Below are 19504 nucleotides of genomic sequence, written 5' to 3'. Positions count from 1 at the left end.
AACAGTGCGTTATGAGCGGTCCACCATCATACGGCGATCAGCTCGCGCACTCCATGCGCTTCCATCTCCGATCCCGCGCCGCCCGCGACGATCTCGCCGCGACTCATCACCCAATAGTGGTCCGCGAGCTCGCGTGCGAAGTCGTAATACTGCTCCACGAGCAGCACTGTCGTGCCCATTTCATCGACAAGCTGGCGCAGCGTTCGGCCGATATCGCGAATGATGGATGGCTGGATGCCTTCGGTCGGTTCATCGAGAATGAGCAGTTGCGGCTGGCTCATCAACGCGCGGCCGATGGCGAGCTGCTGCTGCTGACCACCCGACAGATCGCCGCCGCGCCGATGCTTCATCTCGCGCAGCACGGGGAAAAGCGCGTAGATGTGATCGGGAATCTTCGAAGGCGCCTTGCGGCTCGCGGCGCCGACGAGCAGGTTCTCCTCCACCGTCAGACGCCCGAAGATATCGCGGCCTTGTGGAACATAAGCGAGACCGCTCGCGACGCGCGCATGCGTGGGCATCGACGAGATCTTCGCGCCGCGCCATTTGATGCTGCCGCTCTTTGAAGGCACCACGCCCATGAGACAGCGCAGCAATGTGGTCTTGCCCACGCCGTTGCGGCCGAGCAGCACGGTGAGCTTGCCCTCGGGCACGGTCATCTTCACGTCACGCAGAATGTGACTGCCGCCGTAATACTGATTGAGCGATTCGACTTCGAGCATTGAGTGGTTCCGGTATCAACGGCCAAGATACGATTCGATCACGGCCTCGTCGCGCTTCACGCTATCGAGCGTGCCTTCGGCGAGCACGCTGCCTTCGGCCATGACCGTCACCTTGCCGCTGTCGCCCGCGAGCGCCGCGACGAACTCCATGTCGTGCTCGACGACCATCATCGAACATGAACCCCGTAGCGTGTTCAGCAATTCCGCGAGCTCCATGGTTTCGCGATCGGTCATGCCGGCAGCGGGTTCATCGAGCAGAAGCAGGGCGGGCTGCTGCATGAGCAACATGCCTATTTCGAGACGCTGCTTTTGTCCATGCGACAACTCGCCGGCAAGACGCGTAGCCTGATGCTGCAGGCGGATCAGTTCGAGCGTCTCTTCGATGCGGGCCTGCGCCGCGCGATCCAGCCGCGCGCGCAACGACGCGAACCATCGCTTGTCCGTTTTCATCGCGAGTTCGAGGTTCTCCCACACGGGATGATTCTCGAAGACAGTCGGCTTCTGAAACTTGCGTCCAATGCCCGTGCGCGCGATCACAGGTTCCGACATGCGCGTGAGATCGAACGTCTGCCCGAGAAACACGCGGCCGTCATCGGGGCGCGTCTTGCCGGTGATGACGTCCATCATCGTGGTCTTGCCCGCGCCGTTGGGACCGATCACGCAGCGCAACTCGCCCACGTCGATGGACAGCGTGAGCTCGTTGAGCGCGCGAAAGCCGTCGAAACTCACGGTCACGTCTTCCAGATAGAGAATCGTTCCATGCGATACGTCGATCTCGCCGGGCTTGAGCACATGGCCGAGCCCGGAGTTGACGTTGATGTTCTTGTGCCCCGGCTCACTCACGCCGGGCGCCTGAGGAATCGGCGGCAAGTCGACGATCAATGCATGATGCACGGTCATTCTGCGGCGTCTCCTTGCGTCTTGCGGCGGGCGAGTTCGATGAGACCCATGATTCCGTTCGGCAACAAGAGCGGCACGAGCGTGAAGATGAGGCCGAGGAAAAAGAGCCAATACTCCGCGAAATAAGCCGTGAAGAAGCTCTTCGCGCCATTGAGTGCGAACGCGCCGATGATCGGCCCGATGAGCGTGCCGCGTCCACCGACCGCTACCCAGATCGCCATTTCAATCGAGTTCGCGGGCGACATCTCGCTCGGATTGATGATGCCGACTTGCGGCACGTACAGCGCGCCCGCGATACCGCACAGCACGGCCGATACGGTCCAGATGAAGAGCTTGTACGCGAGCGGGCTGTAGCCGAGAAACATGAGCCGCGCCTCGCCATCGCGCACGCCGGTCACCACGCGCCCGAGCTTCGACGTGACGATCCAGCGCGCCACGAGAAACGCGAGCACGAGCACCGCGAACGTGATGAGGAAGAGGACCGTGCGTGTCCCCGCATGCGTGATCGGAAAGCCCGCGATGCGCTTGAAATCCGTGAAGCCGTTATTGCCGCCGAAGCCCGTTTCGTTGCGATAGAAGAGCAGCATCGCGGCGAAGGTCATGGCCTGCGTGATGATCGACAGATACACGCCCTTCACGCGCGAGCGAAACGTGAAGAAGCCGAAGACCCAGGCCAGCACGCCGGGCACCAGCACGACGAGCAAGAGCGCGTACCAGAGATGCTCCGTGCCTTGCCAGTACCACGGCAGCTTGTGCCAGTCGAGAAACACCATGAAGTCCGGCAGATCGCTTTGATACGTGCCTTCGCGTCCGATGGAGCGCATCAGGTACATGCCCATTGCATAGCCGCCGAGCGCGAAGAACAGTGCGTGGCCCAGGCTCAGAATGCCGCAATAACCCCACACGAGATCGAGCGCCAGCGCGCCGATCGCATAGCACATGAGCTTGCCGACAAGCGTCATCGCGTAGGCCGACAAATGGAACGTGCTCGTTTCCGGCAGCACGAGCGCCGAGAGCGGCACGCAGATGCCCATTGCAACGATGAGCGCAAGCAACGCGATCCAGCCGTTGCGCGGCAACAGCGCGGCGCGCGGTGGCAGGCCGAGCGCGAAGCCTGCGCGTGCGGCGCTTGCATCGGGTTGTGGCACGACGTCCAGATTCGCGCTGATGTTGGTCGAGGCGGTCATGGTTCAGGCCTCCGCGCTGCGGCCCTTCAGGGCGAACATGCCCTGCGGACGCTTCTGGATGAACAGCACGATCAGCACGAGCACCGCGATTTTCGCGAGCACCGCGCCCCAGAACGGCTCGATCGCCTTGTTGACGAGACCGAGCCCGAAGCCGCCGATCACGGTGCCCGCGAGCTGACCGACACCGCCGAGCACCACGGCCATGAACGAATCGATGACGTAGCTCTGCCCGAGGTCCGGGCCGACATTGCCGATCTGCGAGAGCGCGCATCCGCCGAGCCCGGCGATGCCCGCGCCGAACGCGAATGCATACGAATCGACGCGCGCGGTCTTCACGCCGACGCACGCGGCCATGCGGCGATTCTGCGTGACGGCGCGCACAAACAGGCCGAGCCGCGTGCGCGTGAGTACGCCCCATGCAATCAGCACCACGGCGAGCGAGAACGCGAGGATCGTCAGGCGGTTATACGGCAGGATGAGGTTCTGCATCACGGCGACGCCGCCGCTCATCCACGAAGGATTGGTGACCTGCACGTTCTGCGCGCCGAAGATCGTTCGCGTCGCCTGAATGAGGATGAGACTGATGCCGAAGGTCGTCAGCAGCGTTTCGAGCGGACGCCCATAAAGATGCTTCAGCACGAGCCTTTCCAGCACGATGCCGACGAGCGCGGCCGCAACGAACGACGCGGGTACCGCGAAGAGCGGATACCAGTTGAACGCCGCAGGCGCGTAATGCTGCACGAGGTTCTGCACGACATAGGTCGCATAAGCGCCGATCATCAGGAATTCGCCGTGCGCCATGTTGATGACGCCGATCAGGCCGTACGTGATCGCCAGTCCCAATGCGGCCAGCAACAGCACGCTGCCGAGCGAGAGACCGGCGAACAGCGTTCCAGCTATCTCACTGCGGCGCTGGATCGAGTCGAGCGCTTCGATACCGGCCTGCGCCGCCGCGCGCACGCGCTCGTCGGGTTCGTTGAAGCTGCCATCGGTCTTCTTCGCGACGATGGGGCGGAGCAACTCGTACATATCGAGGTCATGCCGGGCTGCGACGAGTTGCGCGGCTTCTAGGCGCTTGTTCACATCGGGATCATGCAGCGCGGTCATCGCCCAAAGCGTGTCGAGGCGCTTCTTCAACTCGGGATCGGTCTCGGCGGCGCGGGCGCGACCGATGAGCGGCTTCATCGACGCGTCGGGGTTCTTCAACAGCGCCGCCACCGCTTCGCGGCGCTTGCCCAGGTCCGGCGATGCGAGTTGAAGGCCCGACAGCGCGCCCGCCACTTTCGTGCGCAACTGGTTGTTCAGCGTGATCGCTTGCGCATCCGGCGCGTCCGTGATCTTGCCTGTGATGGCGTCCTTGTTGCCCTCTTCGGTCTGCACATAGACATGACCGTTATCGGTGGCGACGAGCGAACCGTCCGCGAGCGCGTTGAGCACCGCGACAGAAGGCGCATCCGCGTTTGCAATGAGCTTGTCGATGGCGGCGGACTTGGCCTGATAGTCATCGCCCGCGAGCGGCGCGAGTTCGTCAGCTGTCAGCGCGTGTGCCACGAACGGCGCAAGCGCGATGCAGACCGCGAGCATCGCGCGAAAGAAGGGGAGCACAACGGAGCCTTTCATAAGGGCCTTTCTGACGAGACTTTAACGGCCGCGCGCAACGTCGAGTCACGCGCGGCCTTGCTTCATGCTTCCGATGCGTCAGGCCACACGCACGCGCGAGCGCCGCAGGAACGACGGAATGGAGGTGACGATATCCGGCTTACCCTGATTGCCCGCGATATAGGGACTCCACGGCTGCGCGCGGATTGCCGTCTTCGTCTTCCATACGACATTGAACTGACCGTCGCCGCGAATTTCGCCGATCATCACCGGCTTGTGCAGATGATGATTGCCGTCCATCGTGAGCGTGAAGCCGGAAGGCGCGGCGAAGGTCTGGCCGATCATCGCAGTACGCACCTTGTCGACGTCCGTGCTCTTCGCTTTCTCGACGGCCTGCTTCCACATGTGAATGCCGACGAAGGTCGCTTCCATCGGATCGTTCGTCACGCGCTTGTCGCCGCCCGGCAGATTTTGCGTCTTCACCCATTCGGCGAACTGCGTTTCGAACTTCTTGTTGCTCGGGTTCTTGACCGACATGAAGTAGTTCCATGCGGCGAGATGGCCGACGAGCGGCTTCGTGTCAATGCCGCGCAATTCTTCTTCGCCGACAGAGAATGCGACCACGGGCACGTCCGTCGCTTTCAGCCCTTGATTGCCGAGTTCCTTGTAGAACGGAACGTTCGAATCCCCGTTGATCGTCGAGACGACCGTGGTCTTTCCCCCTTGCGAGAAGGTCTTGATGTTCGCGACGATGGTCTGATAGTCGCTATGTCCGAACGGTGTGTAGACCTCCTGAATATCTGCATCCTTGACTCCTTTCGAGTGGAGGAAGGCGCGCAGGATCTTGTTGGTCGTGCGCGGGTACACGTAGTCGGTGCCGAGCAGGAAGAAGCGCTTCGCGCTGCCGCCTTCCGGTCCCATCAGATACTCGACGGCGGGAATGGCCTGCTGGTTCGGCGCGGCGCCGGTATAGAACACGTTGCGCGACATCTCCTCGCCTTCGTACTGCACGGGATAGAAGAGCAGGCCGTTGAGTTCCTCGAACACGGGCAGCACCGACTTGCGCGAGACGGACGTCCAGCAGCCGAACACGCAGGCGACCTTGTCCTGCGTGAGAAGCTGACGCGCCTTCTCGGCGAAGAGGGGCCAGTTGGAAGCGGGATCGACGACGACGGCCTCGATCTGCCGGCCCATCACGCCGCCGTTCTTGTTGATATCGGCGATGGTCATGAGCGCGGTGTCCTTGAGCGATGTCTCGGAGATCGCCATGGTGCCGGAGAGCGAATGCAGCACGCCGACCTTGATCGGGCCGTTATCCGCGGCTTGCGCTTTGGAAATGGGAAGCTGGCCTGCGAGGGCGAGCGCGCCCGACATGGAGCCGAGCTTCAGCAGACTGCGTCGTTTCATTGATGTGTTCCCCTTGCCGATATGTTGTGTTGCTCCGTGCGGAGCAGAGATGAGGCGGGTCTTTTGACGTGGTTGACGACTGACCGGCGGGGAAGGAATTGCAAGGGGTATGCCAATGGGGGTTGAAGCTAGAGCGGGCGGGGGTTTGCGGGGGATATGCGGTGGCTTCGTCTAGCAAGCGTGATAGCTCGCTGGACCCTGTTTGGTGCACGGACAACGGGGCTTGCATTGTTCCGGTGCGGGACTGATTTTTCTTGCGCCTCGCTTTCTCAAGCGACGCGACGTTGTCGTGCTGGGTGGCGTCGCGCCGGTCCTTCTATGCTGCCGCCGCGCCCGAAGACCGGGCGCGAGCAGACCGACGCGAACTTCGATGGCAAAAGCGCATGCCAACCCTCAAACACACCTCCCCCCATCCACCTCCAGCGCGACCCCCGTAATAAACTCCGCCTCATCCGAAGCCAGATAAAGCGCTGCATTCGCGATGTCCTGCGGCGTCGACAACCTCCCGAGCGGAATGGTCGCGAGAAACTTCTGGCGATTCGCGGGCGTGTCCTCCATGCCCATGAATTCGGAGAGCAACCCGGTCTCGCCCATCACCGGATTAATGCAGTTCACGCGAATGCGGTCCGGGCCGAGCTCGACGGCCAGCGCCTTGCTCGCGACGATCACCGCCGCCTTGCTGCCGTTGTACCAGACGAGGCCGGGACGCGGCCGCACGCCCGCCGTCGATGCAATGTTGATGAATGCGCCGCCGCCTTGCTCGCGAAAATACGGCACGAACTGCTCGACGCTCCAGTAGATGCTCTTCACGTTCACCGCATAGACGCGGTCGAATTCGGCCTCGGTGACATCCAGCACCGGCTTGTTACGGTGCGTCGTGCCCGCGTTGTTCACGACCACCTGCACGCTGCCGAAGTCCTGAATCGCGGCATCGAAGAGCGCCTGCCAGTCCTCGCGCTTCGTGACGTCGCCCGTCACCGCGATCGCGCGTCCGTGCGTCGCCGATGACGACGACCCGAGCGCGATCTCGCTCGCCACGCGCTCGGCCGCCGGGCCGTTCAGATCGTTGACCACCACGTTCGCGCCTTCGCGCGCGAACGTCTTCGCAATGCCTTCGCCGAAACCCGAGCCCGCGCCCGTCACGATTACCGTTTTGCCTTGCAGTCGCATGTCGTCTCCTTTATCCGTGTTTGATGGCAATGGTCTTGAGCGTCGTGAAGCCATACAGCGCCTCGAAGCCTTTCTCGCGGCCGTGTCCCGAATGCTTCACGCCGCCGAATGGCAACTCGATGCCACCGCCCGCGCCGTAGTTGTTGATGAACACTTGCCCCGAGCGCACGCGGCGCGCAAGACGCATCTGCCGCGCGCCGTCGCGTGTCCAGATGGCCGCGACGAGGCCGTAGTCCGTGCCGTTCGCGAGCCTGAGCGCGTCGGCTTCGTCGTCGAAGGGCATTGCGGCGAGCACGGGGCCGAACACTTCCTCGCGCGCCAGGCGATGCGTCGGCGGCACGTCGCGCAAAAGCGTCGGCGCCTGATAGAAGCCCGCTTCGGGCGCTTCCGCGACGACTTCGCCATGCGCGGCCATCGCGATGCCGTCGTGTTGCGCATCGGAGAGAAAGTCCCACACGCGTTGCTGCTGCTTCGCGCTGATGAGCGGGCCGCAGTCCAGATCCAGCTTGCTCGGGCCGACCTTCAGCGCCGCGAACGCCTGCGAGAGCCGGTCGATCAGCGGCTCGTAAGCCGCGCGTTCGATCAGCACGCGGCTGCCCGCCGAGCACGTCTGTCCCGCGTTCTGCACGATGGCCGCGACGAGCACGGGCAGGGCGGCGTCGAAATCGGCATCGGCGAAAACGATCTGCGGCGACTTGCCGCCCAGTTCCAGCGTGACGGGCACGTGGTTGTCGGCGGCCATCTTCGTGACGGCCGCGCCCGTCGCGGGCGAGCCCGTGAACGAAATGTGATCGATGCCCGGATGACGCGCGAGCGCCGCGCCCGCTTCGTGGCCGTAGCCGGTGACGATGTTGAGCGCGCCATCGGGCAAGCCCGCTTCGGCGGCGAGCTCGGCGACGCGCAGCAGCGAGAGGCACGCGTCCTCGGCGGGCTTCACGACGCACGCGTTGCCGGCAGCGAGCGCCGCGCCGACACTGCGCCCGAAAATCTGCAGCGGATAGTTCCACGGCACGATGTGCCCGGTCACGCCGTGCGGCTCGCGGAGGGTCAGCACGGTGAAGCCGGACTGATACGGCAGCGTCTCGCCGTGCAGCTTGTCGGCGGCGCCCGCGTAGAACTCGAAATAGCGCGCGATGCCGGTCGCATCGGCGCGCGCCTGCTTGAGCGGCTTGCCGGTGTCGCGCGCTTCGATCTGCGCGATCTCCTCGTGGCACGCGGCGATCAGCATCGAGAGCCGCGCGAGAATGCGGCCGCGTTCGGCTGCGCTCGTCGCGCCCCAGACGCCGTCGTATGCGGCGCGCGCCGCGCTCACGGCGCGGTCGATGTCGGCGCTCGTGCCGCGCGCAAGCTCCGCGAACACTTGCCCGTCCGATGGATCGACCACGGGAATGGTCTCTCCGCCCGATGCCGCGATCCACTGGTTGCCGATGAAATGCTTCGCTTCCTCCATGCGCGTCTCCTTGTCGGTTCGTTCGCTCACTGTGGTCGAATCGATTATCACGCACCCGGTTCCCGGGGCGCCTTTGGCTATAATGCCTGAGTGTTTCACGTCGCAGCGCCCGCGTTACATTCGTGACGCGTCCCAGAGCGCCGCATCCGTTTTCCCGGTTTCCGAACTCAACTTCTCCAGAGAGTGCTCATGAGCTTCAATAACGTACCTCCCGGCCGTGATCTCCCGCAGGATTTCAACGTCATCATCGAAATTCCCGCGCAAAGCGATCCGGTCAAATACGAAGCGGACAAGGACATGGGCCTGCTCGTCGTCGATCGTTTCATCGGCACCGGCATGCGCTATCCGGCCAACTACGGCTTCATTCCGCAGACGCTGTCGGGCGACGGCGATCCGGTCGACGTGCTCGTCATCACGCCGTATCCGCTGCTCGCGGGTTCGGTCGTGCGCGCGCGCGCGCTCGGCATGCTGCAGATGACCGACGAATCGGGCGTGGACGCCAAGCTGATCGCCGTGCCGCACGACAAGGTCTGCCCGATGACGGCGAACCTCAAGTCCGTGGACGACGTGCCCGAATTCCTGAAGGACCAGATCAAGCACTTCTTCGAGCAGTACAAGGCGCTCGAAAAGGGCAAGTGGGTGAAGGTGGAAGGCTGGGCGGGCATTGACGCCGCACACAAGGAAATCACGGAAGGCATCGCGAATTACAAGAAGTAAGCGCGCAACTTTTCCGCGTTGTGATCAGACGCCGCCGTCCGCTCGCCGGGCGCGCGGCGTTTTCGTTTTGATGCGGCCCGAAGCGGATCAGCCGCTTTCCGCGCTCTCCGGTTCCGCGCGCGGCAGCACTGAATCGAGCGTGCGCTCACCCGCGATCAACGCGCGCTTTTGCTGCACCGGCAGGCGCTTGACCCAATACTCGGCGCGCGACGCCTCCGATCTTCCCGCCACCTCGAACGACGCCACCACGCGCAGCGGTTTCTTCGCCCGCGTATAGCGCGCGCCCTTGCCGCTCGCGTGCGCGGTGAAGCGCGCTTCGACATCCGTCGCGATGCCGGTGTAGAGACTGCCGTCGTCGCATTCGATCAGATAGAGAAACCACGGCATCGCGTGTTTTATGGCTCGCAGACTTCGATGCCGCGCATTATCGCCGATGCAGCCACGTGAGCGCCCCGACGCCTTCGCGCGACTTGCGCGAGAATAGCCGCTTTCGGGCGCAGACGCGCCCATCGGTCCATTCTGCGAGGGTGCCTGTTTGAATCGCGAGATCGAAATTCATGTGGTCGATACGCTCGACGACATTCCGGCCGACGACTGGAACCGGCTCGCCGGCGACAATCCGTTCGTGCGGCACGGCTTCTTGTCCGCGTTGCAAGAGACGCACTGCGCGGTCAAGCGCACCGGCTGGCGCGCGCATCATCTGATTCTGGAGCGCGGCGGGCAGTTCGCGGGCGCCATGCCGCTCTATCTGAAGTCGCATTCACGCGGCGAATACGTGTTCGATCACGCGTGGGCCGATGCCTTCGAGCGTCACGGCCTGCGCTATTACCCCAAGGCGCTGTCGGCGGTGCCGTTCTCACCGGTGACGGGTCCGCGGCTCATCGCCGCCGAGCACGAGGACCGCGTGCTGCTGGCGCGCGGCGCGATCGAGCTGACGCGCCGGCTCGACATCTCGTCGCTGCACGTTTTGTTTCCGCATGCGCAGGACATCGAGGCGCTCACGGACGCCGGCTACATGCTGCGCGAGGGCGTGCAGTTTCACTGGGAAAATCTGCCCGGCGACGGTTATGCGAGCTTCGACGCGTTCCTCGCGACGATGAGTCACGACAAGCGCAAGAAGGTGAAGCAGGATCGCCGCCGCGTGATGGAAGCGGGCGTCACGTACACGTGGCTGCGCGGCGCGCAAATCGACGAGCGCGCGCTCGACTTCTTCTATGACTGCTACGAGAACACGTACCGCGAGCACTGGAACGCGCCGTATCTCTCGCGCGAATTCTTCGGCCGGATTCATGCGGATGCGCCCGACAGCATGCTGCTCGTGATCGCCGAAGCGGACGGCCAGCGGCTCGCGTGCGCGCTGAACATGATCGGCGGCGATGTCATGTATGGCCGCTACTGGGGCACGCGCGAGTTCATCTCGGGGCTGCACTTCGAGACGTGCTACATGCAGGGCATCGCATATTGCATCGAGCACCGGCTCGCGCGCTTCGAAGGCGGCGCGCAAGGCGTGCACAAGATGTCGCGCGGGCTTTTGCCGACGCCGACGTGGTCCGCGCACTGGATCGCGGACGAGCGGTTCCGCGAAGCCATCGCCGAGTTCCTCGACGCCGAAACGGAAGCGATGGATCAGCACATCGAAGAACTCGAAGCGCACACGCCGTTCAGAAAGAAGGGCTAGAACTGCGATAATCGTTGCGGCTCTTTCCACCGCCAAACCACGCTCCCACGCGCCGAAGGTAACGACGACCATGAGCAAGAACTTCTTCAATCTGTATAGCCACGACTTCGCGCGCGTCGCGGTCGCGATTCCGAACTGCAAGGTCGCCGATCCCGCGTTCAACGCGGCCGGAACCATCGAACTGGCGCAGCAGGCGGCGGCGCGGGGCGCGGTGCTCGTCGCGTTCCCCGAACTGGGCTTGTCCGCTTATAGCTGCGACGATCTCTTTCATCAGCGCGCGTTGCTCGACGCCTGCAAAGACGCGCTGCAAAGCATCGTCGATGCATCGAAGTCGCTCAAGGTCGCGATGATCGTCGGCATGCCGCTGCTCATCGAGCACAAGCTCTTCAACTGCGCGGTCGTGATCGCGGATGGCGTCATTCGCGGCGTCGTGCCGAAGAGCTATCTGCCGAACTACGGCGAGTTCTACGAAGCACGGCAGTTCAGTCCCGCCGATGCCGCGACCACGCACACGGTCACGCTGTGCGGACAGGAAGCGCCCTTCGGCGCGTCGCTGCTCTTTCAGATCAAAAACCTGCCGCTTTTCCGCTTCCACGTCGAGATTTGCGAGGACGTGTGGGTGCCCATTCCGCCGTCGTCGTTCGCGGCGCTCGCGGGCGCGACGGTGCTCGTGAATCTGTCGGCGTCGAATATCGTCGTGGGCAAGTCGGCGTATCGGCATCAGCTTGTCGGGCAGCAGTCCGCGCGTTGTATCGCCGCGTATCTCTACACATCGGCGGGCGAGGGCGAATCGACCACGGATCTCGCGTGGGACGGGCAGGGCCTGATCTATGAGAACGGCGAGATGCTCGCGGAATCCGAGCGATTCTCGGGCGAGTCGCACATCATCTTCGCCGATGTCGATCTCGAACGGCTCTCGCGCGAACGCATGCGGCAAACCACGTTCGGCCGATCGACGCAGCGGCACGCCGATGAAGTCGCGCAGTTCCGCGTGGTCGAATTCGAACTGCCGGCGCCGGTGGACGGCACCTTGCCGCTCGAACGGCGCGTGCAGCGTTTCCCGTATGTGCCGGCCGATGCCGCCCGCCGCGACGCGCGATGCAACGAGGTCTACAACATCCAGGTGCAGGCGCTGCTGCAACGGCTGCGTTCGTCGGGCATTTCGAAGGTCGTCATCGGCGTGTCCGGCGGACTCGACTCGACGCATGCACTGCTGGTTTGCGCGAAAGCGATGGACCGCCTCAGGCTGCCGCGCTCGAACATCCTCGCCTATACGATGCCGGGCTTCGCGACGAGCGAGCGCACGCTCAGGCAGGCGCGCGAGTTGATGGAAGTGATCGGCTGCACGGCGGAGGAAATCGACATTCGTCCGAGCTGCACGCAGATGCTCGCCGATATCGGCCATCCGCACAGCGAAGACAACCAGCAGTACGACATCACGTACGAGAACGTGCAGGCTGGGGAACGCACGAGCCATCTCTTCAGACTCGCGAATTTTCATAACGCGATCGTCGTCGGAACGGGTGATCTGAGCGAGCTTGCGCTCGGATGGTGCACGTACGGCGTCGGCGATCACATGTCGCACTACAACGTCAACGCGAGCGTGCCGAAGACGCTCATCACGCATCTGGTGCGGTGGGTCGCGGAGTCGGGCCAGATCGGCGACGCGGGCAGCGACGTGCTCGAAAACGTCCTCGCCACGGACATCAGCCCCGAGCTCATTCCGGGCAAGGCGAGCGGCGCGCTCGAACAGAAGACGGAAAGCGTGATCGGCCCGTACGAGTTGCAGGACTTCAACCTGTACTACACGGTCCGCTTCGGCTTCGCGCCGTCGAAGGTCGCGTTCCTCGCGTTCACGGCATGGCGCGACCGCGAGGCGGGCGCGTGGCCGGAAGGTCCGAACGTCGCGCGCAATCAGTATGGGCTCGCGGATATCCGCAAGAATCTGCGCATCTTCCTCGACCGGTTCTTCCGCACGAGTCAGTTCAAGCGGTCCTGCATACCGAATGCACCGAAGGTGGGCTCGGGCGGCTCGCTTTCGCCGCGCGGCGACTGGCGCGCGCCGAGCGATTCGCAGGCAACGGTCTGGCTCAACGATCTCGAACGCGTTCCGGAGAGCGAGTGAGCGCGCAACTCGCGCTTATCGCAGTTAACCCGGCCGATGACTCGATGAAAGGCGGCTAGAATCGAAGGCATCGGTCGCGCAAGCGACGACACTTTTCCTGAACCGTCTGTTTTCCGAAGCGAGGTCCGCCATGAAACGCATCACCGCCATCATCAAACCGTTCAAGCTCGACGAAGTTCGCGAGGCGCTCGCCGAAGTCGGGCTGACGGGCTTGACGGTCACGGAAGTCAAGGGCTTCGGACGCCAGAAAGGGCACACCGAGCTCTATCGTGGTGCGGAGTACGTGGTGGACTTTCTGCCGAAGGTGAAGATCGAAGTCGTCGTCGCGAACGATCAGACCGATCAGGTCATCGACGCGATCATCGGCGCGGCGCGCACCGGCAAGATCGGCGACGGCAAGATCTTCGTGGCCGACGTCGAGCGCGTGATCCGCATCCGCACCGGCGAGGAGAACGAAGCGGCGGTCTGATCGTCCGGCACTCTCGCATCCCACGCCCGCTCACCGTAGCGGGCGTTTGTTTTCGACGGAGGCGCATCTCCTGCTGTAACATCGACTGCCTATAATCATTTTGTAAGGATCAGTCGATGCACCACGCGATCGGCTTCATTCAGGATCTCGCCGTGCTCATGGCCATCGCGGGCGTCGTGACGGTGCTGTTTCATCGCCTGCGGCAGCCGGTCGTGCTCGGCTACATCGTGGCGGGCGTCATCATCGGGCCGTACACGCCGCCGTTTCAGCTCATCAACGACGAAGCCACCATTCAGACGCTCGGCGAACTAGGCGTCGTGTTCCTGATGTTTTCGCTCGGGCTCGAATTCAGCCTGCGCAAACTCTTTCGCGTCGGCGCCACGGCGTTCGTCGCGGCGCTGTCCGAGATCGTGCTGATGATCTGGATCGGCTATGAAATCGGCCGCTGGTTCGGCTGGAGCGCGATGGATTCGCTCTTTCTCGGCGCGATGCTCGCCATTTCGTCGACCACGATCATCGTGAAGGCGCTCTCGGAACTCGGCTTGAAAGGCGAGGGCTTCGCGCAACTCGTGTTCGGCATTCTGATCGTCGAGGACATACTCGCCATCGCGATGCTCGTGCTGCTGTCGGGCATCGCCCAGACCGGCGCGGTGAGCGCGGGCATGGCGGCGGTGACGCTCGGCAAGCTGCTGCTCTTCATGACGGTGTCGCTCGTGGTCGGCATCGTGGTCGTGCCGCGCGCGCTCGATTACGTGGCGCGGTCGAAAAGCGACGAGATGCTGCTCGTCACGGTGCTGGGCTTCTGCTTCGGCTTCTGTCTGCTGGTCGTCAAGCTCGATTATTCGATTGCGCTCGGCGCGTTTTTGATCGGCGCGATCATGGCCGAATCGAAGCACCTCGCGCGCATCGAGCATCTCATCGCGCCGGTGCGCGACATGTTCTCCGCGATCTTCTTCGTGACCATCGGGCTCTTGCTCAATCCGTCGGTGCTCGTCGATTACGCGTGGCCGATCGCCGTCATCACGGTGGCGGTGGTGCTCGGCAAGATCGTGTCGTGCGGGCTCGGCAGCTTTCTCGCGGGCAAGGACGGACGCACGGCGATGCGCGTCGGCATGAGCGTCGCGCAGATCGGCGAGTTCTCGTTCATCATCGCGTCCCTCGGGCTGTCGCTGAAAGTGACGAGCAGTTTTCTCTATCCGATCGCGGTGGCCGTCTCCGCGCTGACGACGCTCTTGACGCCCTATCTGATGCGCGCCGCCGATCCGCTCACGCTGCGCCTCGCCCGCGCGATGCCCGCGCCGCTCGCGCAGACCTTCGGCGCTTACTCGCAATGGCTCGCGAGCCTCGCGCCCGCCTCCGAGGGCGCGACGCTCGTCGCGATGACGAGGCGCATCGTGTTGCAAATCGCCGTGAATTTAGCGCTCGTCGCCGCGATCTTTCTCGGTGCATCGTATGCGGCGCCGTTCGCGTCGAGCCATCTCGCGCGCTGGCTCGAAACGGACAACGCGCAGCGCGTGGTGCTGTGGAGCGCGGCGCTCGTCATTGCCCTGCCGTTTCTGGTCGCGGTTTATCGCAAGCTGGAATCGCTCGCGCTGCTGCTCGCCGAAGTGAGCGTGCAGCCGGCGAAAGCCGGGCGCTTCACGCACGCCATCCGCTCGGCCGTTTCGGGCCTCATTCCGATCGTCGCGATGTTCGGCGTCTTTCTGCTTGTCGCCGCGCTGTCGGGCGGCATTCTTCCGCCGTTCGGCCTGATGCTCGGCGTGCTGCTGTGCGTGGCGCTCCTCTTGACCGTCTTGTGGCGCTGGTGCGTGAAGATCCACGCGACCATGCAGATCGCGTTGCGCGAGACGCTGCAGGAGCCGCGCGATCACTGAGCACGATCACTGAGCACGATTACTGAGCGCGTGACATCGCTCCCGATAATGTGAGCAAATGTGTGCTGGTTTGCTTCGCCCGGTTCGATGGGCGGATAATCGAAGCCTCTCCATTCTCCTAGTGGCGCTTTTGTGCGCCTGAAATCGGGATGAGCGAAAAGAACACGTCGAACGACTCGGGCATCACCGGCAACAACGACATTTCCAACGCGGCGGCGTCGCGGGGCGCGGACACATCCGCCGCTGCGCAGGCGAGCGCGCGGGCATCGACGGATGCGCCTTCGAGCGCGTCCACCGTCGAGCCCGTGGACCGCAACGCGGCGCGGCGCGAAGAGGCGCAGCAAACCGCCCGCGATGCGCGCGCCCACGTCGCGAGCGCGACCGCCGCGCAGGAAGCCGCGGCTCGCGCGGCAAATCCGGCGAGCGCGGCAAGTCCGGCAAGTCCGGCACGCGCCGAACGTGTCGACGCCAAGACGAGCCTCGCGCAGAACCTCGAAGCCGCCACCGAAGCCGAGGCGCAAAGCACGCAGGCCGAAGCCGTGCTCCAAGCCGAGGCCGCATTGGAGGCCGAGGCGGAAGTCCAGGCCGAAGCCGCGCTTTCGCGGCCCGCCGCCGGCCTGCCCCCGGAATTCAACGCCGCGCCGGATTTCGGCAAATTCAATCCGCCGCCCATTCCGCCGCAGTCCACCGCGGAGACGACGGCGCCTCAGCCCGCCTATTTGAAGCAGTCCGATTCGGCGTGGTCGGTGTTCGGCCGCATCGTCGCGGCGCGGGCGCGCCAGATCTTCGACCGGGCCGGGCAGCGCATCACGCAACGCACGCTGCGCATCGGCGTCTCGGCGCGCATCTTTCATCCTGAGCCGGGCGCGAAGGGCTTGCGCGGCAAGACGTTGCAGTATCTCGAGGAATCCATCGCGCACTGGGTCATGTCGCGCGACGTGCTGGTGTTCATGATTCCGACGGTCGGTCATCAGGGCATGCTGCATCCGAGCAATATCCGCCTGCGTGACTACGCGAAACATCTCGACGGCTTGCTGCTGCAAGGCGGCGCGGACGTCTCGCCGCAGTCGTACGAGGAAGTGACCACGCGCCCGGAATGGCCCGGCGACCGCGTGCGCGACATGTACGAACTGGAACTGCTGCACGAGTTCGTCGAATCGGGCAAGCCGGTGCTCGGCGTCTGCCGTGGCTGTCAGCTGATCAACGTGGCGTTCGGCGGCACGCTCTACGGCGACATCGCCACCGACGTCCCGACCGCGGGCATCCACGTCAACGAGCATTACGACCAGCATCGGCACTCCATCCGGTTTCCGGACGGATCGTCGCTCGTCAACATGTTCCCGAATCAGCGCGAAGCAATCGTCAATTCGATCCACCATCAGGCCGTGCGAACGCTCGGCCGCGATCTGAACATCGAGGCCGTGTCGTCGTCGGACGGGATCATCGAGGCGGTGCGTTATCGCAAGGCGCCGTTCGTGGTCGGCGTGCAGTGGCACCCGGAGTTTCATCGCGCGGGCGGCGACGAACTGCTCGATTGCACGCCGCTTCTCGATACGTTCCTGCGCGTGGCGCGCGAAACGCGGTTCTAGGCGCGGTTTCTCGCGTGCAAAAAGCACAAGGCCCGCTGCGTCTGAGCGGGCCTTGTGCTTTTTTGCTTGCGATTAGCGCAGCGGTGTTGGCGGCGCGGACGTCAGACCGGCCTCGGTCGCGCGCTGAAGCTGCTCCACTTGCTGCTGCAACGCGTGCAGCTTGCGTTCCGCTTCGAGCTTGTCGGTTTGCAGTGCGGCCGATTCCGCTTGCAGCTTCTGCTGACGCTCCGACACCTGCGAGTCCTGCTGTTGCGCGAGCGCGAGGTCTGCGGACAAGCGGCTCGCCCGGTTCGACGACACCGCGATCACGCGTTCGAGCAGCGCCGTCTGCGCCTGCAACTGCGTGCGGCGAATTTCGCCGTCCGCGAGTTCGTAGCTCTTGCGCGCGAACTGCGCGTAGAGCGCTTCAGCGCGGCTTTCGTCCTGTGTCTTGACGACGCGCCACAACTGCGTTTCCTGCTGAAGCGCGACGTAATAAACCATGTCTTTTGGCAGGAAGTAGAGCTTCGCGCCGTAGCTCGCGTTACGCGTGGCGCGCAATTCCGTGACGCTGCCCGCCTGCACGAGCTCTTGCAATTCGGCCAGATTGCCGGCGGTGGGCGCGGAACCGTCCGCTTTCACGTTCGACAAGTCCTCGGCGGCCAGCGGCGCGGGCGACGCTTGCGCGGCTTTTGCGATGGACCCGGCGAATGCGCTGGCAAAGGCGCCGAGGACAGACAGAGCGACAACGAGCGTCGCGGTACGGATAAAACGTGAGTGCTTCATGTTGGCGTGATGCCGATAAGGTTGGCGGGCGGCGCGGGCCGTCCTGATCTAGTTCGTGGGGGCGTCGGCGGAACGGTGGTCCGCTCGCGACACGGCGTTGCTGTCGAGCGTCGGCGAGTGCTGGAGCACGGCGTAGAGCGCCTCGACGTTCATGGCGTTGGTCGGGCTTGTCACGCTTTTCCGGCTGGCCGATGCGGCGTAGCGCGGCTCAACGGATCGCGCGACCGTCTGTGTGCCCTGCGCCGTCGCAACGTGGAACGATCGTTTGCCCTGCGCCGCCGACGCCATCACGCGCGTGTGCGCTTGCCGACGCGACGCCTTGACCGGCGAGAGCGAGGGCGAGGCGACGCGGGCGACGCTGCGCCACTTCATGCCCGAGTGGCGAACCCCGATGGTGCTCGCGCCGGTTTGCGCGGCGCTGATAACCACGTGCGATGCCGCCTGAACCGCGCTCGCAGGCACCGGATCCCCGGCAACGACCTTGGCCTCGACGCCGGAGGCCGCCTGCGCGACGATGGGCGTCGTTTCCACCATTGCGGGCGGCGTCGATTGAACCGGAGCCGCCGATGCGAGCGCCGCCGGTTCGTCGCTTGCCGGACGGTGTTGGTACCCGAAGAGCAGCCACGCGATCAACGCGGCGCACGCAATGGCGATGACCGTGCGAAGCGGCTTATGCGAAGCGGCTGCGCGGTTGGGCTCCACCGCCGGCGCGCTGACCGCGATCGGAATGGGCGCCGCGCCGGCTGGCGCTTCGTTGCCCTGGGCCGCCGACGGTTCCGCACCCTGCATCAGTTGCAGCATCTTCCGGCGAATCTGGCCTTCGGAGAACACGCCCCACAAGGTGGCCGCGCGATACGGCGAGCTCGCGTCCGACAAACGCGCTGCTTCGACATAAGCGGTCTCGAAGCGCGCCGCGCTGATCGGAACTTCGGAGTCCGATCGAACGGGACGCGTAGGCACGGGCGACCACTCGCGACCGAACGTCAGCGACGGATCGGCGAGGGGGCGCAGCGGCGGCAGGCGCAGCTTGCCTTCGATGGCGATCAGAGGTTCGGTCATGGAGATTCCAGAAGCATGGGGCCGCATGCGGCAGCACGCGGGACCGGGCCGCGTTGAGGCCCGGAGTGCGTCGCGCCCGGCGATGAACGGGCTTCGGACGCGTCCTGCGGCAAAGCCGAAGATGACCCGCGATCATACGAAACGCCCGCGCGCCATGCGACAGGATTACTCCGAAAGACGAATTTTTATAGGACCGCTGATTGACGAATGAGGGTGGCTGTGGTTGCGAGCCGTCAGGCAAATGGGCGAACGTATCGAAGACAGACGACATCGACACCGCCCAGCTTGTCGTCCTCGCGTCCCGAGCGCGTCCAGCCGCGCGATTCATAGAAGCCGATGGCGGCCGTGTTGGCTTCCAGCACCGACAGATGCATTTGACGCGCGCCGCGCGCTCGCGCCCACGCGGCGGCGGCATCGAGCAGGACGCTGCCCACGCCGCAGCCGCGAAACGCCGGCAACGCGTGCAGATTGTCGATCAGCGCGCTGCCGGTTGCGTCCGGCGTTTCGACGCATACGAAGCCGGCAGGCTCGCCATTCGACTCGGCGATCAGCACGCATCCCGCGCCGCCCGCGATGTCCTTAATTCGCGTCTGCCACTGTTTCGCTCGTTCGAGAGGCAATGCATCGTCGAGGTAAGCGTCCGGAAGCATGCCGCGATACGCCGACGCCCAGCTTCGCGTGTGAATCGATGCAATCAGTTCCGTATCGTCGACGCCGGCTTCACGAAGGTTCAATGGAGTAGGTGTAGGCATATAGTCGGCAAACAGTAAGGCGAAATTAATGCTAATAGACGGAA

General features: G+C 64.2%; 17 protein-coding genes. 6 read left to right on the top strand and 11 right to left on the bottom strand.

Annotated elements, in window-relative coordinates:
- Window positions 1-26: 26 nt before the first annotated feature.
- From urtE to NCR34_RS10470, 7 genes are all read right to left on the bottom strand, one after another.
- Window positions 27-719, bottom strand: coding sequence for an urea ABC transporter ATP-binding subunit UrtE (urtE, locus tag NCR34_RS10500; protein WP_250499800.1), 693 nt, complete (start codon window positions 717-719; stop codon window positions 27-29).
- A gap of 15 nt (window positions 720-734) precedes the next feature.
- Window positions 735-1619, bottom strand: coding sequence for an urea ABC transporter ATP-binding protein UrtD (gene urtD, locus NCR34_RS10495; protein ID WP_250499799.1), 885 nt, complete (start codon window positions 1617-1619; stop codon window positions 735-737).
- A complete protein-coding gene (urtC, locus tag NCR34_RS10490; protein ID WP_250499798.1) occupies window positions 1616-2806 on the bottom strand; it encodes an urea ABC transporter permease subunit UrtC in 1191 nt (396 codons plus the stop codon). The genes urtD and urtC overlap by 4 nt, the downstream gene beginning before the upstream one ends.
- A gap of 3 nt (window positions 2807-2809) precedes the next feature.
- Window positions 2810-4426 (bottom strand): urea ABC transporter permease subunit UrtB, encoded by a 1617-nt coding sequence (gene urtB / locus NCR34_RS10485; protein ID WP_250499797.1) that lies wholly within the window; start codon window positions 4424-4426, stop codon window positions 2810-2812.
- A gap of 78 nt (window positions 4427-4504) precedes the next feature.
- Window positions 4505-5812 carry an urea ABC transporter substrate-binding protein gene (gene urtA / locus NCR34_RS10480; RefSeq protein WP_248320331.1) on the bottom strand — a complete coding sequence of 436 codons (1308 nt, stop codon included), beginning with the start codon at window positions 5810-5812 and terminating at the stop codon, window positions 4505-4507.
- 393 nt (window positions 5813-6205) lie between these two features.
- Window positions 6206-6982 carry an SDR family oxidoreductase gene (locus NCR34_RS10475; protein WP_206466777.1) on the bottom strand — a complete coding sequence of 259 codons (777 nt, stop codon included), beginning with the start codon at window positions 6980-6982 and terminating at the stop codon, window positions 6206-6208.
- A gap of 10 nt (window positions 6983-6992) precedes the next feature.
- Entirely contained in the window at window positions 6993-8432 is a 1440-nt protein-coding gene (locus NCR34_RS10470; protein WP_250499838.1) for an aldehyde dehydrogenase family protein, read from the bottom strand.
- 189 nt (window positions 8433-8621) lie between these two features.
- Here NCR34_RS10470 and ppa point away from each other — a divergent pair, with 189 nt between their 5' ends.
- Window positions 8622-9149, top strand: coding sequence for an inorganic diphosphatase (gene ppa, locus NCR34_RS10465; RefSeq protein ID WP_175944678.1), 528 nt, complete (start codon window positions 8622-8624; stop codon window positions 9147-9149).
- 87 nt (window positions 9150-9236) lie between these two features.
- On the opposite strand, the gene NCR34_RS10460 is transcribed toward ppa, so the two are convergent.
- A complete protein-coding gene (locus tag NCR34_RS10460) occupies window positions 9237-9536 on the bottom strand; it encodes a GIY-YIG nuclease family protein (RefSeq protein ID WP_250499796.1) in 300 nt (99 codons plus the stop codon).
- Between the two features lie 148 nt (window positions 9537-9684).
- Here NCR34_RS10460 and NCR34_RS10455 point away from each other — a divergent pair, with 148 nt between their 5' ends.
- From NCR34_RS10455 to NCR34_RS10435, 5 genes are all read left to right on the top strand, one after another.
- Complete coding sequence (locus NCR34_RS10455; protein WP_250499795.1) at window positions 9685-10827, top strand: GNAT family N-acetyltransferase; 1143 nt, start codon at window positions 9685-9687, stop codon at window positions 10825-10827.
- Between the two features lie 70 nt (window positions 10828-10897).
- A complete protein-coding gene (locus NCR34_RS10450) occupies window positions 10898-12952 on the top strand; it encodes an NAD(+) synthase (protein WP_250499794.1) in 2055 nt (684 codons plus the stop codon).
- A gap of 130 nt (window positions 12953-13082) precedes the next feature.
- Window positions 13083-13421: a P-II family nitrogen regulator gene (gene glnK / locus NCR34_RS10445; protein WP_008342452.1), complete on the top strand. Its 339-nt coding sequence runs from the start codon at window positions 13083-13085 to the stop codon at window positions 13419-13421.
- Between the two features lie 116 nt (window positions 13422-13537).
- On the top strand, window positions 13538-15295 hold the full coding sequence (locus NCR34_RS10440) for a cation:proton antiporter (protein WP_248320325.1): 1758 nt from the start codon (window positions 13538-13540) through the stop codon (window positions 15293-15295).
- 149 nt (window positions 15296-15444) lie between these two features.
- Window positions 15445-16884 (top strand): gamma-glutamyl-gamma-aminobutyrate hydrolase family protein, encoded by a 1440-nt coding sequence (locus tag NCR34_RS10435; RefSeq protein WP_248320324.1) that lies wholly within the window; start codon window positions 15445-15447, stop codon window positions 16882-16884.
- Between the two features lie 72 nt (window positions 16885-16956).
- Here the strand turns inward: NCR34_RS10435 and NCR34_RS10430 are convergent, their stop codons facing one another.
- The 3 genes from NCR34_RS10430 to NCR34_RS10420 form a co-directional block, all read right to left on the bottom strand.
- The gene (locus NCR34_RS10430) at window positions 16957-17649 is read right to left on the bottom strand and encodes a DUF2968 domain-containing protein (RefSeq protein ID WP_248320323.1); all 693 of its coding nucleotides are present in this window, start codon (window positions 17647-17649) and stop codon (window positions 16957-16959) included.
- A 48-nt stretch (window positions 17650-17697) separates the two neighbouring features.
- Window positions 17698-18708 carry a hypothetical protein gene (locus NCR34_RS10425; RefSeq protein ID WP_250499793.1) on the bottom strand — a complete coding sequence of 337 codons (1011 nt, stop codon included), beginning with the start codon at window positions 18706-18708 and terminating at the stop codon, window positions 17698-17700.
- A gap of 233 nt (window positions 18709-18941) precedes the next feature.
- The gene (locus NCR34_RS10420; RefSeq protein ID WP_250499792.1) at window positions 18942-19460 is read right to left on the bottom strand and encodes a GNAT family N-acetyltransferase; all 519 of its coding nucleotides are present in this window, start codon (window positions 19458-19460) and stop codon (window positions 18942-18944) included.
- Between the last annotated feature and the right edge of the window lie 44 nt (window positions 19461-19504).

Origin of the sequence: Caballeronia sp. GAWG1-5s-s, assembly GCF_023631445.1 — a bacterium.
In the GTDB taxonomy this organism is placed as follows: Bacteria; Pseudomonadota; Gammaproteobacteria; order Burkholderiales; family Burkholderiaceae; genus Caballeronia.
This window is presented reverse-complemented; position numbering and strand designations above follow the sequence as displayed.

Excerpts from the sequence above, each read along its gene's own strand:
- urtE (WP_250499800.1), bottom strand. The coding sequence starts at position 719 with ATGCTCGAAGTCGAATCGCTCAATCAGTATTACGGCGGCAGTCACATT.
- urtD (WP_250499799.1), bottom strand. The coding sequence starts at position 1,619 with ATGACCGTGCATCATGCATTGATCGTCGACTTGCCGCCGATTCCTCAG.
- urtC (WP_250499798.1), bottom strand. The coding sequence starts at position 2,806 with ATGACCGCCTCGACCAACATCAGCGCGAATCTGGACGTCGTGCCACAA.
- urtB (WP_250499797.1), bottom strand. The coding sequence starts at position 4,426 with ATGAAAGGCTCCGTTGTGCTCCCCTTCTTTCGCGCGATGCTCGCGGTC.
- urtA (WP_248320331.1), bottom strand. The coding sequence starts at position 5,812 with ATGAAACGACGCAGTCTGCTGAAGCTCGGCTCCATGTCGGGCGCGCTC.
- NCR34_RS10475 (WP_206466777.1), bottom strand. The coding sequence starts at position 6,982 with ATGCGACTGCAAGGCAAAACGGTAATCGTGACGGGCGCGGGCTCGGGT.
- NCR34_RS10470 (WP_250499838.1), bottom strand. The coding sequence starts at position 8,432 with ATGGAGGAAGCGAAGCATTTCATCGGCAACCAGTGGATCGCGGCATCG.
- ppa (WP_175944678.1), top strand. The coding sequence starts at position 8,622 with ATGAGCTTCAATAACGTACCTCCCGGCCGTGATCTCCCGCAGGATTTC.
- NCR34_RS10460 (WP_250499796.1), bottom strand. The coding sequence starts at position 9,536 with ATGCCGTGGTTTCTCTATCTGATCGAATGCGACGACGGCAGTCTCTAC.
- NCR34_RS10450 (WP_250499794.1), top strand. The coding sequence starts at position 10,898 with ATGAGCAAGAACTTCTTCAATCTGTATAGCCACGACTTCGCGCGCGTC.
- glnK (WP_008342452.1), top strand. The coding sequence starts at position 13,083 with ATGAAACGCATCACCGCCATCATCAAACCGTTCAAGCTCGACGAAGTT.
- NCR34_RS10440 (WP_248320325.1), top strand. The coding sequence starts at position 13,538 with ATGCACCACGCGATCGGCTTCATTCAGGATCTCGCCGTGCTCATGGCC.
- NCR34_RS10435 (WP_248320324.1), top strand. The coding sequence starts at position 15,445 with ATGAGCGAAAAGAACACGTCGAACGACTCGGGCATCACCGGCAACAAC.
- NCR34_RS10430 (WP_248320323.1), bottom strand. The coding sequence starts at position 17,649 with ATGAAGCACTCACGTTTTATCCGTACCGCGACGCTCGTTGTCGCTCTG.
- NCR34_RS10425 (WP_250499793.1), bottom strand. The coding sequence starts at position 18,708 with ATGACCGAACCTCTGATCGCCATCGAAGGCAAGCTGCGCCTGCCGCCG.
- NCR34_RS10420 (WP_250499792.1), bottom strand. The coding sequence starts at position 19,460 with ATGCCTACACCTACTCCATTGAACCTTCGTGAAGCCGGCGTCGACGAT.